A 14,612-nucleotide genomic window follows, 5' to 3' on the forward strand; every position below is an offset into this window, starting at 1 on the left:
ACGCACCAAGCCGAGCCCGCACCGGTAACGAATGTTGTTGCGAGCGGCGATAACTGATCAGCAGCGCCGGGCAACGCGCCCCGGCGGCTTTCACCCGTACGCGGCACCCGCCCCGGTGGCGCGAGTATTTGCCCGATTCATGAGCGTGTCTATCCACATCGGGACGCCAGGGGGGTTACTCTCATCGGCGTGATCCCCATGCGTCGTTGCTGCCGTCCAGGTTGCAAGAATCCGGCCGTCGCGACGCTCACCTATGTGTACTCGGATTCCACCGCCGTCGTCGGGCCGCTCGCGACCGTCGCCGAACCGCACTCCTGGGATCTCTGCGAAACGCACGGCTCCCGGATCACCGCCCCGAAGGGCTGGGAGATGGTTCGCCACGAAGGCGGCTTCTCGTCCAGCACACCGGATGACGACGATCTGACCGCGCTCGCCGAAGCGGTCCGCGAGGCAGGCCTACGCCGCCGCCCGCCGGAACAGGACCAGCGCGGCTACCGCGACTACACACCGCCGCCCCAGCGCACCACCCGCACCGGCCGCCGTGGCCATCTACGGGTCCTCCCCGATCCCCCGTCCTGAACAAACCCAGGACCGGCTCAACCCTTTGCCGCCCAACCATTAGGGTATGGGGCATGACAGTCGCCCGCTCTGCCGAATTCGTAAACGCGGTGATCAAGGCTTACGACGTTCGCGGTGTGGTCGGTGAACAACTCGACGCCGAATTCATCACCGACATCGGCGCTTCGTTCGCCAGGCTGATGCGCGCCGAAGGCGCCGAGCGGGCCGTCATCGGACACGACATGCGGGAATCGTCCCCCGGACTGTCGGAGGCCTTCGCCGAGGGCGTGCTCGCCCAGGGCCTCGACGTGGTGCACATCGGTCTCGCCTCGACCGACCAGCTGTACTTCGCCTCCGGCAGCCTGAACTGCCCCGGCGCCATGTTCACCGCGAGCCACAATCCGGCCCGCTACAACGGCATCAAGATGTGCCGCGCCAAAGCCATTCCGGTGGGCCAGGACACGGGTCTGGCCACCATCAAGAGCGAAGTCGCCGAAGGGGTTCCCGGCTACGACGGGCCACGCGGCACCGAGACCAGGATCGATCTGCTCGCCGACTACGCGGCGTTCCTGCGCGACCTGGTCGATCTCGGCGAGGTCCGCCCGCTCACCATCGCGGTGGACGCGGGCAACGGCATGGGCGGACACACCGTGCCCGCGGTCTTCGGTGCGCTGCCGCGGGTGACCATCGTCCCGCTGTACTTCGAACTGGACGGCTCCTTTCCCAACCACGAGGCCAACCCGCTCGATCCCAAGAACCTGGTGGATCTGCAAGACCTGGTGGTCAAGTCGGGCGCCGACATCGGCCTCGCCTTCGACGGCGACGCCGACCGTTGCTTCGTGGTGGACGAGAAGGGTGACCCGGTGTCGCCATCCGCCATCACGGCGCTGGTCGCCGAGCGTGAGCTGGCCAAGGAGCCGGGTGGGGTCATCATCCACAACCTGATCACCTCGAAGGCGGTGCCCGAGCTGGTCACCGAGCTGGGCGGCACCCCGGTGCGCACCCGGGTCGGCCACTCCTTCATCAAGCAGCAGATGGCCTCGACCGGCGCGGTGTTCGGCGGCGAACACTCCGCGCACTACTACTTCCGCGACTTCTGGGGCGCCGACTCCGGCATGCTCGCGGCGCTGCACGTGCTCGCCGCCCTCGGCGAGAAGGACCGGCCGGTCTCGGAGCTGATGGCGGCCTACGAAACGTACGCGGCCTCCGGCGAAATCAACTCCACGGTGGCGGACGCGCAGGAGCGGACGATGGCTGTGCTGGAGGCATTCGGGGACCGGACGATCTCGGTCGATAGGCTTGACGGCGTGACCGTGCAGCTCGCCGACGACGCCTGGTTCAATCTGCGCGCGTCGAATACCGAACCGTTGCTCAGGCTCAACGTCGAGGCCAGATCGCCGGAGGAAGTAGACGCACTCGTAACTCAGATTCTGAGCATCGTCCGCTCCTGACTGGAATAGTGGAATTACGGCGGAATGGAATCACCTGCCCAGGATTCGGCGGAGAGCTGGGAAGTAGACGGCTCAGCCCGATGCTCAGATTCTGAGCATCGTCCGCTCCTGACTGGAATAGTGGAATCACAGGCCTTGGATTCGCCCGACTCGGGCCCGGCGGCGCAGCTGACCCGGGCGGGAGCAAGGGCGGAAACGACTCAGCGCGATGAGGGGAGGTGGGACGCCCGATGATCGCTGGAACACCGGTGCTCGACCTCGACGATGCCGCTTCGCTGGAGGCGGCCGATACCGGCGGCGCCCTGCGCTCGGCCGCGTCCGGCGGCGCTCAGGTCCGGGCCACCGCGGCAGCTATCGGTGAGGACGCGCTCGCGCGGCTGGCCGGGCTGCGGCCGCGCAGCGTGGTCCTCGTCTCCGGTTCGGGCCGGGCCGCGCGGGCCGCGAGCCTGCTGGTCGCCGCGCTCGGCGACCGCGCGGGCCTGCCCGTCGTGTCCGTCGCCGCGCTGCCGCCCTGGGTCGGTCCGCTCGATGTCGTCCTCGTCGCCGGTGACGATGCCGGTGACCCGCGCCTGACCGATGCCGTCGACCGGGCACTGCGCCGCGGTGCCGAGGTCGTCGTCGCCGCGCCCATCGAAGGACCCATGCGTGCCGTCGTGGCCGGGCGCGCGGCCGTGCTCGCGCCACGGGTGCAGGTGCTCGATCACAACCGGCTGCTGCGTTTCCTGGCCGCCGGAATCGCGGTCCTGCGGGCGGTGGATCCGGCTCGCAGCGCAACGTTTGTACCCGACCTCACCGAGCTGGCCGATGTGCTCGACGCCGAGGCGTTGCGCGCCGGGCCGAGCAACGAGGTCTTCCGCAACCCGGCCAAAACCCTGGCCTCGCGCATGCACCAGCGCGCCATCGTGCTGGCCGGCGACTCCCCCGCCGCGGCCGAGCTGGCCGAGCACGGCGCCGAGGTGCTGCTGCAGTCGGCGGGCCGGGTGGCCACCGCGGTGGACCTGGCCGAGGCGGTCGCCGCCAAGGCTCGAATGGTCGAGGCCGCAGGCGAATCCGCGCCCGGCTTCGATCCGCTGTTCCATGACGAAGAACTCGACGGTCCGGTCCAGGTGGAGCGCATCCGTGTCTTCGTGCTCAGCGCCGACCCCGACCAGTCCGTCGCCAGGCGCCGGATCGCCGTGTTCGGCGGCACCGGGTCCAGCCTCGTCGACGCCGACCTGGTGAACGCCGAACTCGATCTGCTGCACACCGGCCTCACCGACCCGTCCGTCCCTGCTCCGCCGCGCCCCGAGGGCGAATCCGAACCAGGGCCGGGCGGCGAACTCGAACAGCTCGCTGTGCTGGCGCTACGGCTGGAAATGGCCGCCGCCTATCTACGGCTGATCGGCACCCGCGGTACCGCGACCGAAAGCCAAGGGCAGTTCGGGGGAAGCTACTAGTGCACGAACTCGTTGGTGCGCTGCGTTCGTATGCCTGGGGCTCGCGCACCGCGCTCGCTCAGCTGTGCGGTCGGCCGGTACCGTCGGCTCATCCCGAGGCCGAACTGTGGTTCGGCGCGCACCCCGCCGATCCCGCGCACATCCGGATCGACAACCGCACCAGGTCGCTGCTCGATTTCGTCGCGGAGGATCCGGAACGCGAATTAGGCCCCGCCGCCCCGGAATTCGGCGGCAAGCTGCCGTTCCTGTTGAAGATCCTGGCCGCCGAGGAACCGCTCTCGCTGCAGGCCCACCCCAGTACGGCGCAGGCACGCGCGGGTTTCGAACGCGAGAACCGCACCAGGGTGCCGCTGGACTCACCGATGCGCAACTACCGCGACGACAATCACAAGCCGGAACTGGTGGTGGCGCTGGGCCGGTTCGAGGCGCTTGCCGGTTTCCGCGACCCGCATCGCACCGTCGAATTGCTCAGGGCGCTGGACGTCGACGGGTTCGAGCCCTACACGAACCTGCTTGCCGCTCAACCGGACTCGGACGGCCTGCGCACCCTGTTCACCACCTGGATCACCTTGCCGCAGCAGGTGCTCGCCACCCTGCTGCCCGCCATGCTGGACGGCTGCGTGCGATACCTGTCCGGAAAAGGCAAGCGCGAGTTCACCCCTGAGGCGCGCACCGCGCTCGAACTCGCCGAGGCGTACCCCGGTGACGCGGGCGTGCTCGCGGCGCTGCTGCTCAACCGGCTCACGCTGGAACCGGGCCAGGGCCTGTTCCTCGCCGCCGGTAACCTGCACGCCTACCTGCGCGGGCTCGGCGTGGAGATCATGGCCAACTCCGACAATGTGCTGCGCGGCGGCCTCACCCCCAAGCACGTCGACGTGCCGGAGTTGTTGCGAGTGCTCGACTTCGAGCCGATCAATCTGCCGGTCGTGCTGCCCGAACCGGCGGGCGACGGCTCGGTCCGCTACCGCACCCCCGCCCCGGAATTCGAGCTACGCCGCTTCGACCTCACCGCGGGCTCGGCCCAGGTCCCGCTCACCGCCGCGGGCCCCGGCATCGTGCTGTGCACGGCGGGTTCGGTGCGACTGCTGGACGGCGCGACCGAACTGACCATCGAACGCGGCGCGGCCGCATGGATCTCCGCCGCCGACACCGACATTCGCGCCCGCGCACTGGACGGCAACGCCCAGCTCTTCTGCGCCTGCGTCGGCAAGGTGTGATACTGCCCGCCGTATCACACGGTGTTGATCGGTCAGGCATCCGGTATCCGGACGCCGGGACACGCTAAGTTAGCCAGGATCGGGCAATTCGGAGAGAGGACGTCCAGGGCATGTCGGCTGGTGGTGGCAAGAAGGCGATTCTCGCCGCGTTGACGGCGAACGCGGGGATCGCCGTGGCCAAGTTCGTCGGTGCTGCGATCACCGGTTCGGCGTCGATGCTCGCCGAGGCGGTGCACTCGGTGGCCGACACCTCCAATCAGGGTCTGCTGCTGCTGGGTCAGCGGCGCGCCGAGAAGGAGGCCGACGAGCTGCACCCGTTCGGGTACGGGCGCAATCGCTACTTCTACTCGTTCATCGTGGCGCTGGTGCTGTTCACCATCGGCTCGATCTACGCGATCTACGAGGGCATCCACAAGATCCAGCACCCCGAGGACCTGACCTCGCCGATCGTCGCGATCGTCATCCTGCTGATCGCCATCGGGCTGGAGACCTACAGCTTCATGACCGCGATCCGGGAATCCCGGCCGCTCAAGGGCAATGCCAGCTGGTGGCGGTTCATCCGCACCTCGCGCAGCCCGGAGCTGCCGGTGGTGCTGCTGGAGGACACCGGCGCCCTGGTCGGTCTGATCCTCGCGTTCGCGGGCGTCAGCCTGACGATGATCACCGGCGAAGCGATCTGGGACGGCATCGGCACGCTTTCGATCGGCCTGCTGCTCGGCGTCATCGCCGTCATCCTGATCATCGAGATGCAGAGCCTGCTCATCGGTGAGGGCGCCACACCGGGTGAGGATCGCGACATCCGCGCCAATCTGGTCGACGGCACCGGCATCGATCGGGTGATCCACCTCAAGACGCAGTACCTCGGCCCGGAGGAAATGCTGGTCGCCGCGAAGGTGTCGGTCGCCGCCGGGCTCGACATCGCCGAGATCGCGGCCGCGATCAACGACGCGGAAGCCAAAGTGCGCGCGGCGGTTCCCGCCGCGCGGGTGATCTACCTGGAGCCGGACCTCTACCGCACCGAGCCCGTCTGACCCAGCGTCGACCCGGTTCAGGCGGCTCCGGAGCGAGCGGCGCGGACGATGTCCAGCGGGTCGGTGGTGATGCCGAAGCGCTGGCGCAGGACGTGGCCGGCGGCGTGCACCCCGGACATGCCGTGAACACCCGGGCCGGGCGGGGTCGACGACGAGCACAGGTAGACGCCGGGAACGGGTGTGGCGTAGGGATTCCAGCGCGCAACGGGGCGAAAGACGAACTGGCGCAAGTTCATGACGCCCGCGGAGATGTCGCCGCCGACGTAATTGGCGTTGTGCGCAGGCATTTCGGCCGCAGTGTAAACGTGCTTGGCCAGGATCAGGTCGCGGAAACCGGGTGCGAACCGCTCGACCTGGGCGATCACGTGCTCGCTGACGTCGAGGGTCGAGCCGTTCGGCACGTGGGCGTAGGTGTAGAAGGTGTGGCCGCCCGCCGGCGCACGGCTGGCGTCGACGACGCCGGGCTGGATGGACAGCACGTACGGTCGCTCGGCGTGTTGCCCTGCGGCGACGGCACGTTCGGCCGTCATCGCCTCGGCGCGGGTGCCGATCACATGCACGGTTCCCGCGCGATCGAGCCCTTCGGCCTGCCACGGCACCGGTCCGGACAGCGCGAAGTCGACCTTGCAGGCACCGCCGCGGTGGCGGAACCGTCTCAGCTGCTTGGCGTATCGGTTCGGCAGCCGGTCGCCCGCGATGCGCAGGAGTCCGGACGGCGCGAGGTCGAGCACGACCGCGTGCGCGTCGGCGAACTCGTCCAGCGAATCGACGCGGTGACCGGTGTGTACTCGGCCGCCGAGGCGTTCCAGTTCGGCGATGAGCGCGTCGGGTATCGCCTGGCTGCCGCCCCTTGGCAGCACCCAGCCACCGGCGTGCGCCAAGGTGCCGAGCATCATCGCCGCTCCGGCGGCGGGTATGGCACGCGGTGGGGTGATCGCGTGCGCGGCGATACCGGTCAACAGTGCGGGCGCGATGTCACCGTGAAACCTGGTGTTCCACAACGGTGATCCCTGCTCGAGAACGCGCAGCCCGAACCGCACGAAGGTCAGCAGGTCGTCGGGTGGCTTGCGCAAGTCCGACATCGCCGCCGCAACCACCGCGGGCCAGCGCCGCACCAGCGGGCCGAACAGCGAGCGCCACGCGGCGCCGTCGCGTCCGAGGCCTTCGACGGTGCGCTCCAGATCGCGCCAGGCCACCCCGGCGACCCCGCCGTCGAGCGGGTGACCGTAGGACGCCTCCGGGACGAGCAGGTCGACGCCGTGCGCCGCCAGGCCGAACGCCTCGAAGAACGGGGACGCCAACGCCATCGGGTGCGCACCGGCGCACACATCGTGCCGATATCCGGGCAAGGTCAGCTCGGCCGTCCGCGACCCGCCGCCCGCGGTGTCCTCGGCCTCGTACACCTCTACCGAGAGTCCGGCCTTCGCCAAAACTACCGCGGCGGCCAGACCATTCGGTCCGGAGCCGACGACCACAACATCAGGCATACCTCCACGCTACCGGCCCGCGACGGGCAGTCCTCGGCTCAGGAACGCGGATACGCTCGCCCGAACCGCCGGATGCGGGCGAGTGTCGACTGTCACCGCCGCGTCGAGGGCAATTCGGTCCGGATGGAACAGGATTCGATCGCGGTCACCCCGCCGGGTTCACCGCGCGCCGACGGCGGCCAGCCATTCGTCGACGAGGATGGCGAGCCGCTGCTCGCGCAACTCCGGCCGCAGGCGTCCGCCCCGGTCGAGGGTGGCGAGGCCGTGGATCGCGGCCCAGGCGACCTCCGTGCGGGCGCCGAGGTCGGCCTCGTCGACGAACGGGCGGAAGAGGGCCTCCAGTTCGGCAAAGGCGTCGCGCAGCGGCTTGGGCGCGGCCAGACCGAAGACGAGGTCGGTGTTCATCATGAACATGGCGTCGTAGCGGGCCGGATTGGCCGCCGCGAAGTCGAGGTACGCGTGGGTGACGCGAGCCAACGCATCGGCCGGGCTCGTCGCGTCGACGTGGCCCTGACGAAGGGCGGCGCCGAGGTCGGCGAAGCCCTGTTCCGCGACCGCCGCCACGATGGCCGACTTGCCCGCGAAGTGGCTGTAGAGCACCGGCTGGCTGTATTCGATGCGCTCGGCCAACCGGCGCACGGTGACCGCTTCCCAGCCCTGTGCCTCCGCCAGTTCGCGGGCGGTGTCGATGATTCGTTGCTGTCGTTCGGCTCGTTCCCGTTCCTTGCGCGTCTGGATGCCCATGGGCCAAATACTAGCAGCGCTAGACAATCTACCGAGGCTCAGTTAATGTCGCCTTCGAACCTAGCAATGCTAGGAGTCAGCGCACTATCGAGGAGCAGCACCATGACCGTCTCGCGCATCGCCACCGCCCTGTCCCTGGTCGGCGCGGCCTTCATCCTCTACATCGGCATCAGCTACCTGGTCAGCCCGGAAACCATCGCCCCCGGTTTCGGCCTGCCCGCCTGGCCGGACGGCGACGCGACCGCGTTCCTGCACCTGAAGGGCGTCCGCGACACCATGTCCGGGCTGCTCATCCTGGCTCTACTCGCCGCGAAGCAGCGCTACGCCCTCGGCATCACCACCCTGGTCATCGCGCTGGTCCCGGTCGGCGACATGCTGACCGTGCTCAGCTGGAACGGCTCGTCCGCCGCGGCCTTCGGCATCCACGGCCTCACCGCCGCACTGGTCTTCTTCACCGGCGGGCTGCTGCTCCGCGAGCAGCAGCTGACGAACCGGTCGAACCCGCGACGGGTCGTCGCGAACGCCTGACCCCGGACAGCGCGAAGGGCCCGCAGATCCTGCGGGCCCTTCGTGTTTCACAGAGCAACTAGGCCGGAACCAGGTCCTTGGTGTCGGGCTCATGCTGCGGCTGCGCGCCGTGGTCGTTATCGACCATGGTCTGTTCGTCGAACGGCAGTTTGCGGTTGAGGACTTCCTTGACCCGGTCGTTGTCGATGGTCTTGGTCCAGGTGCCGATGAGGACCGTGGCGACGGCGTTGCCGGAGAAGTTGGTGAGCGCGCGGGCCTCGGACATGAAGCGGTCGATGCCGACGATCAAGCCGACGCCGTCGAGCAGTTCGGGGCGGTGGCTCTGTAGCCCGCCGGCCAAGGTGGCCAGGCCCGCGCCGGTGACACCGGCCGCGCCCTTGGACGCCACGATCATGAACAGCAGCAAGCCGATCTGCTCGCCGATATTGAGCGGCTTGCCCATCGCCTCCGCGATGAACAACGACGCCATTGTCAGGTAAATTGCAGTGCCATCCAGATTGAATGAATACCCGGTCGGCACAACGACACCCACGGTCGTCCGCTCGACGCCCATGTGCTCCATCTTCGCGATAAGCCGAGGCAGCGCGGACTCGGAGGACGACGTCGCGACGATCAGCAGGTACTCGCGAGCCAGGTAGCGGACCAGTTTCAGGACCGATACCCGCGATACCGACCACAGCACCACCCCGAGCACGCCGAACACGAACACCAAGCAGGTCAGGTAGAACGCGATCATCAACGTGCCAAGCTTTACGACGGCGTCCAGCCCGGTCTTGCCGACCACATTCGCGATCGCGCCGAACGCGCCGATCGGCGCCAGCCACAGAATCATCACCAGCACCCGGAACACGAGCTTCTGCAGCAACGCCACGGCGCGCAGGATCGGCTCGCCGGGCGTGCCCATGGCCTGCAAGGCGAAACCGACCAGTACCGCGACGAACAGCGCCTGCAACACGCTGCCCTCGGTCAGCGAGGAGAACAGCGTCTTCGGCACGATGTCGGTGATGAATTTCCAGGTGTCGCCTGCTTTTTCGGCGGTATTCGCGAGGTCGTGTCCGGCCTTGGCGGAACTACCGACGTTCAACCCGGTACCCGGCGCGAGCAGGTTGCCGACGACGAGCCCGATCGCGAGCGCGAAGGTCGACATGACCAGGAAGTATCCGATGGCCAGTCCGCCGACCCTGCCGACGGTGGCGGCCGTCCGAATCGAACCGATACCGAGCACGATGGTGCAGAAGATAACCGGCGCGATCATCATCTTGATCAGGTTGACGAAGATGGTGCCGAGCGGCGCAACGGACTGCCCTGCCTCGGGCGCGAGCCAACCGACGAGAATGCCCGCGATGACCGCGACGATGACGGCCAGATACAGCCAATGGGTGCGGTCCCGCTTCTTGGGTGTGGCTTCAGGTGTTGCTTCGCTCATGCGAGTGATGTCCTCCGAGGTGGTGCCGGCGTGAGGTGCCTCACGACCCCCAGGCAGAATGATGGCGGTCCGGGTGACGCCGGTCACGGTTTGGTGCATTACGTTCAGCGGAGGAAAGCAGCTAGTGAGACGCGGTCGGCTATCCCTGGCCGGTCAGGCCTTCGCACTCCAGCTGATCGTGCTGATCCTGATCGTGTCCGTCGGCGCGGTCCTCGCGGTGATCGACGCACGACGGCACAGCGACGTGACCACCACCCGCGAAGTGAGAGATGTCGCGGTGAGTGTCGCTGAGGCACCGTCCACCCTGGCCGCCGTCTACAGCACCGACCCGACGGCCGTGCTGCAACCGGTGACCGAGCGCACCCGCCACGCGACCGGCATGGACTTCATCGTCGTCATGGCGCCGGATCGCACCCGCTACACGCACACCAACCCGGCCATGATCGGCAAGCCGTTCAGCGGCAACATCGACCGTGCGCTGGCCGGGGAAACCTTCACCGAGACCTTCACCGGCACCCTCGGCCCGTCCATTCGGGCGGTGACACCGGTCTACGACGGCGGACGCGTGGTCGCGCTGGTATCCGCCGGGGTGACCCGCGCCAAGATCGGCGACCAGGTCGCGGCGCAGCTGCCGTTGATCCTCGGCGTCGCCACGGCGGGCTTGGTGGTCGCGGGCAGCGGATCGTTCCTGCTGAGCCGTCGGCTGCGCAGACAGACGCACGGCCTCGCACCCGACGAACTGCGGGCCATGTACGAGCAGCACGACGCCGTACTGCATTCGATTCACGAGGGACTCGTGGTTTTCGGCATCACCGGCGAACTCGCCGAGGTGGTCAACGATGAAGCACGCAGGCTGCTCGAGCTGCCCGACGGCGAGGTGCACCGCAGCGACCTACCGGTCTCCATGCAGCAGATGAGCTGGGGCGTGGTGCGGGACGAGATGCACGTGACCGGCGACCGGATCCTGCTCGTCAACCAGGACATCGTCACCTGGGAAGGACGGCCGATCGGCACCGTCATGACGATCCGCGACCACACCGAATTGCGGGCGGTGATGGGCGAACTCGACTCGGTGCGCAGTTTCGCCGAATCGCTGCACGCGCAGGCACACGAATCGGCCAACCGGCTGCACACCGTGGTCACCATGGTGGAACTGGGCCGGTACCGGGAGGCGGTCGAGTTCGCCACCTCGGAACTCGAACTGTCCCAAGCACTTATCGATCGCCTGCTGGCAGCCGTCGGGTCGCCCGCGCTGGCCGCGCTGCTGCTCGGCAAGGTGAACCAGGCCGCCGAGCGCAGCATCGAGTTGACCATCACTGACGACACCGCGCTCGACTCGATCGAGCCGCTGTCGGCGCAGGAGACGGTCACGCTGGTCGGCAATCTGATCGACAACGCCATCGACGCCGCCGCCGACAGCCCGTCGGGCTGGGTCGAGGTCACCGTGCAACACCGCGACGAGCCGACCGAACACGCCGAAAATGTTTCGGCAGAACAACATTCGACGTTGTATGTTCGCGTCGCGGACAGCGGGCCCGGAATGTCCGAGGAGACGTTCGCGCGGGCGTCGCAGCGCGGCTATTCGACCAAGGCCGACCATCACGGGCTCGGCCTCGCGCTGGTCCACCGGCTGGTGGCCCGGCACGGCGGCACCATTCGTACCGAACTAGATCCGGAAAGCGCGGTAACCGTGACGATTCCGCGAAAGGATGCACAGTGATCCGAGTGCTGATCGTCGAGGACGAACCACTCATCGCCGAGGCACACCGCGCCTATGTCGACCGCATCGAGGGCTTCACCCCGGTCGGGGTGACACACACCGGTCGCGACGCGATGCGGGCGGCCGCCGAAGCCGCGGCCGAGGGCACCCCGATCGACCTGGTGCTCATGGACATCGGGTTGCCCGACGCGAGCGGTCTCGACGTCGCGGCGGCGCTGACCGGCCTCGCGCCCCGGCCCGACGTCATCGCCATCACCTCGGCGCGCGACCTCGCCATGGTGCGCACCGCCGTCTCGCACGGCGTGGTGCTGTATCTGTTGAAGCCGTTCACCTTCGCCGCTTTTCGCGACAAGCTCGACCGCTACCGCGAATTCCGCAGCGCCCTCCCGGCGGGCGAAACCGCGGTCTCCCAGCACGACATCGACCGGGCCCTCAGCGCCCTTCGCACCCCCGACCAGCGCGCCACCACCCCCAAAGGTGTTGCGCCGCAAACCCTCGACGAAATCTCCCGCACCGTCCGCGCCGCACCGGAGGGCATCACCGCCGCCGACACCGCGAGCACCATCGGCGTCTCGCGCATCACCGCGTGGCGCTACCTGGAAAAGCTGGCCGACGACGGATTGGTCACCCGCCGTTCGGATTACGGCCGCGCGGGCAGGCCGAAGACCCGCTACGTCTGGAAAACCAGAGCTTGACTGTCCCGCCTCTCCGCGTATTCAACCGGACTCAGGCGCGTGCGGGGTGGCGTTGGTGACCGGCGGTGCCGCTCCGGAGGAGCTGGCCGGTCCCCGGCGAGCTACCCATGTGCTGACGAAATCAGTTGGCAACTTGGGTAACTCGTCGGGGTATCCGCACTCAGACGTCGGTGGAGAAGCGGATGCCGCCGTCGGGGATTTCGACGCCGGGCCAGACTCGGGCGCCCCGTAGTAGTTCGCAGCGGGCGCCGACCTGGGCGCCGTCACCGATGACGCCGTCGCGCACGAGGGCGCGGGGGCCGATACGGGCACCGAAGCCGATGATCGAGCGTTCGACGGTGGCGCCGGCTTCGATGATGGCGCCGTCGAAGATCACCGCGCCGTCCAGGCGGGCGCCCGCGCCGACCTCGGCCCCGCGCCCGACGACCGTGCCGCCGATGAGGAGCGCGCCGGGCGCGACACCCGCACCGGGGTGGACCAGGGATTCACCGCGCTGGCCTGGCAGTGCGGGTGAGGGGGCGATTCCGCGGACCAGGTCCGCGGAACCACGGACGAAGTCCTCGGGGGTGCCCATGTCTCGCCAGTACGAGGTGTCGACGTGGCCTTGGACGCGGGCGCCCTCGGCCAGCAACTGGGGGAACACCTCGCGTTCCACCGAGACCGGCCGCCCGGCCGGGATCTTCTCGATGTATTCGCGACGGAAGACGTAGCAACCCGCGTTGATCTGGTCGGTCGGCGGATCCTGGGTCTTCTCCAGGAACGCGGTGACCCGGCCGTTCTCGTCGGTGGGCACGCAGCCGAAGGCGCGCGGGTCGCTCACCCGCACCAGGTGCAGCGTGACGTCGGCATTCGTCGACTCGTGGGTGTCGAGTACCGCGCCGAGTTCGGTGCCGCCGAGCACGTCACCGTTGAACACCATCACGGTGTCGGCGCGCAGCTTGGGCAGCACGTTGCGGATGCCGCCGCCGGTGCCGAGCGGCTCGGTTTCGGTGACGTACTCGAGCTCGAGGCCGAGGTCGGACCCGTCGCCGAAGTGCTCCTCGAAAACCTCCGCCTTGAAGGAGGTGCCCAGCACGACGTGGGTGATCCCGGCATCGGCGATGCGGGCGAGCAGATGCGTCAGGAACGGCAGCCCGGCCGTCGGCAGCATCGGCTTGGGGGCCGATAGCGTCAGCGGACGTAGCCGCGTCCCTTGTCCGCCCACCAGGATCACGGCGTCGGTGCCTGCATTTCCTGCCATTCAAGGTCCCCTGTTCACAGTGGATCGGTTATTGCTCGCACGGATCGGTACCCGGCCATGGCTCACCCACGCCGAAACGAACCGGTCGTGAATCGATTGTCCCTTACGCCGCATGCTTGTTCGCCCGCCGTTATCGACCCGCATCCTGAGCCGCCGGCTGGCTTACCGCGCTTGTCGACCCGATTCCTGCGCCTGTTGACGCAGCGCAGATCGAACCGCAATCCGGGAGCGCACCGCAAGTCCGGCCCGCAATGCGAGCCGCAACGGCAGCTGCCACCAGTGCGGATGCCGGTCGGCCTGGAAGCGGTACGCGCTGGCGTGGTGCGCGGGCAGCATCACCTCGGGGTGCCGTCCCGCGGCGTGCCCCTTGGCGTGGGTGACCTCGGCGGACGGGACGAACACGTTGTGCCAGCCCGCCTTGCCCATCCGGTCGCCGAAGTCGACGTCCTCCATGTACATGAAGTAGCGCGAGTCGAAGCCGTCGATCGAGTCGAAGGCCGCGCGCCGCACCAGCAGGCAGGAGCCGGACAGCCAGCCGACGGTCCGCTCGGCGATCTCCTCGTTTTCCTGGCGGTAGCGCCGGGTCCACGGGTTCGCCTTCCACACCGTGCCGAGAATCGCGTGGCCCGCGCCGTCGAGCAGTCCCGGCACGCTACGAGCCGAGGGGTAGACGCTGCCGTCCGGTTCCAGCACCAGCGGGCCGAGCGCACCCGCCCTTGGCCAGCGCTTCGCGGCGGCGAGCAGCTGGTCGATGGAATCGGTGCCCCAGCGGATGTCCGGGTTGGCGATCAGCACGAACTCGATGTCCGGATCGATCTCGGCGACGGCCCGGTTGATCGCCCCGCCGTAGCCGATGTTGCCGCCGGTACGCAGCAGCCGCACGTGCGAGTTGGCCTCGGCGATCAGCTCAGGCACCCCGTCGGTCGACCCGTTGTCGGCGAGAATCACCTGTGGTTTCTCGGGGGTGGCGTCGGCCAGCGTGGTGATGAAGTGCTCGAGGTGCTCGCCCGGTGAATAGGTCACCGTGACGACGGCCAGCCCTTGAGAGGCGGAATCGGAATCTCTCACGGCCGCACAGC

Annotated in this window: 13 protein-coding genes; 8 read left to right on the forward strand and 5 right to left on the reverse strand. The window is 68.4% G+C overall.

Going from position 1 to position 14,612, the window contains the following annotated elements; genetic code table 11:
• Positions 1 to 198: 198 nt before the first annotated feature.
• From KV110_RS34210 to KV110_RS34230, 5 genes are all read left to right on the forward strand, one after another.
• The gene (locus KV110_RS34210) at positions 199 to 579 is read left to right on the forward strand and encodes a DUF3499 domain-containing protein (RefSeq protein WP_393538243.1); all 381 of its coding nucleotides are present in this window, start codon (positions 199 to 201) and stop codon (positions 577 to 579) included.
• Between the two features lie 53 nt (positions 580 to 632).
• A complete protein-coding gene (locus KV110_RS34215; protein ID WP_218471281.1) occupies positions 633 to 2,009 on the forward strand; it encodes a phosphomannomutase/phosphoglucomutase in 1,377 nt (458 codons plus the stop codon).
• A gap of 230 nt (positions 2,010 to 2,239) precedes the next feature.
• Positions 2,240 to 3,445: a tobH protein gene (locus KV110_RS34220; RefSeq protein WP_218471282.1), complete on the forward strand. Its 1,206-nt coding sequence runs from the start codon at positions 2,240 to 2,242 to the stop codon at positions 3,443 to 3,445.
• Positions 3,445 to 4,662 carry a mannose-6-phosphate isomerase, class I gene (manA, locus tag KV110_RS34225; protein WP_218471283.1) on the forward strand — a complete coding sequence of 406 codons (1,218 nt, stop codon included), beginning with the start codon at positions 3,445 to 3,447 and terminating at the stop codon, positions 4,660 to 4,662. Before KV110_RS34220 ends, manA begins: the two co-directional genes overlap by 1 nt.
• A 110-nt stretch (positions 4,663 to 4,772) precedes the next feature.
• Positions 4,773 to 5,693 carry a cation diffusion facilitator family transporter gene (locus tag KV110_RS34230; protein ID WP_218471284.1) on the forward strand — a complete coding sequence of 307 codons (921 nt, stop codon included), beginning with the start codon at positions 4,773 to 4,775 and terminating at the stop codon, positions 5,691 to 5,693.
• A gap of 17 nt (positions 5,694 to 5,710) precedes the next feature.
• On the opposite strand, the gene KV110_RS34235 is transcribed toward KV110_RS34230, so the two are convergent.
• Both KV110_RS34235 and KV110_RS34240 read right to left on the reverse strand, forming a co-directional pair.
• On the reverse strand, positions 5,711 to 7,180 hold the full coding sequence (locus KV110_RS34235; protein WP_218471285.1) for a phytoene desaturase family protein: 1,470 nt from the start codon (positions 7,178 to 7,180) through the stop codon (positions 5,711 to 5,713).
• Between the two features lie 159 nt (positions 7,181 to 7,339).
• Positions 7,340 to 7,924 (reverse strand): TetR/AcrR family transcriptional regulator, encoded by a 585-nt coding sequence (locus KV110_RS34240; protein ID WP_218471286.1) that lies wholly within the window; start codon positions 7,922 to 7,924, stop codon positions 7,340 to 7,342.
• A gap of 102 nt (positions 7,925 to 8,026) precedes the next feature.
• Here KV110_RS34240 and KV110_RS34245 point away from each other — a divergent pair, with 102 nt between their 5' ends.
• A complete protein-coding gene (locus tag KV110_RS34245; RefSeq protein WP_218471287.1) occupies positions 8,027 to 8,452 on the forward strand; it encodes a DUF4267 domain-containing protein in 426 nt (141 codons plus the stop codon).
• A gap of 58 nt (positions 8,453 to 8,510) precedes the next feature.
• On the opposite strand, the gene KV110_RS34250 is transcribed toward KV110_RS34245, so the two are convergent.
• The gene (locus tag KV110_RS34250; RefSeq protein WP_218471288.1) at positions 8,511 to 9,878 is read right to left on the reverse strand and encodes a cation:dicarboxylate symporter family transporter; all 1,368 of its coding nucleotides are present in this window, start codon (positions 9,876 to 9,878) and stop codon (positions 8,511 to 8,513) included.
• A gap of 124 nt (positions 9,879 to 10,002) precedes the next feature.
• Between KV110_RS34250 and KV110_RS34255 the strand changes: the two genes are divergently transcribed.
• The gene (locus tag KV110_RS34255; RefSeq protein ID WP_246634153.1) at positions 10,003 to 11,598 is read left to right on the forward strand and encodes a sensor histidine kinase; all 1,596 of its coding nucleotides are present in this window, start codon (positions 10,003 to 10,005) and stop codon (positions 11,596 to 11,598) included.
• A complete protein-coding gene (locus KV110_RS34260; RefSeq protein WP_218471289.1) occupies positions 11,595 to 12,293 on the forward strand; it encodes a response regulator in 699 nt (232 codons plus the stop codon). Before KV110_RS34255 ends, KV110_RS34260 begins: the two co-directional genes overlap by 4 nt.
• A 160-nt stretch (positions 12,294 to 12,453) precedes the next feature.
• Here the strand turns inward: KV110_RS34260 and manB are convergent, their stop codons facing one another.
• Positions 12,454 to 13,533, reverse strand: coding sequence for a mannose-1-phosphate guanylyltransferase (gene manB, locus KV110_RS34265; protein WP_218471290.1), 1,080 nt, complete (start codon positions 13,531 to 13,533; stop codon positions 12,454 to 12,456).
• Between the two features lie 162 nt (positions 13,534 to 13,695).
• The gene (locus KV110_RS34270; protein ID WP_246634154.1) at positions 13,696 to 14,601 is read right to left on the reverse strand and encodes a glycosyltransferase family 2 protein; all 906 of its coding nucleotides are present in this window, start codon (positions 14,599 to 14,601) and stop codon (positions 13,696 to 13,698) included.
• Positions 14,602 to 14,612 lie beyond the last annotated feature (11 nt).

Origin of the sequence: Nocardia iowensis (assembly GCF_019222765.1) — a bacterium.
Lineage (GTDB): Bacteria > Actinomycetota > Actinomycetes > Mycobacteriales > Mycobacteriaceae > Nocardia > Nocardia iowensis.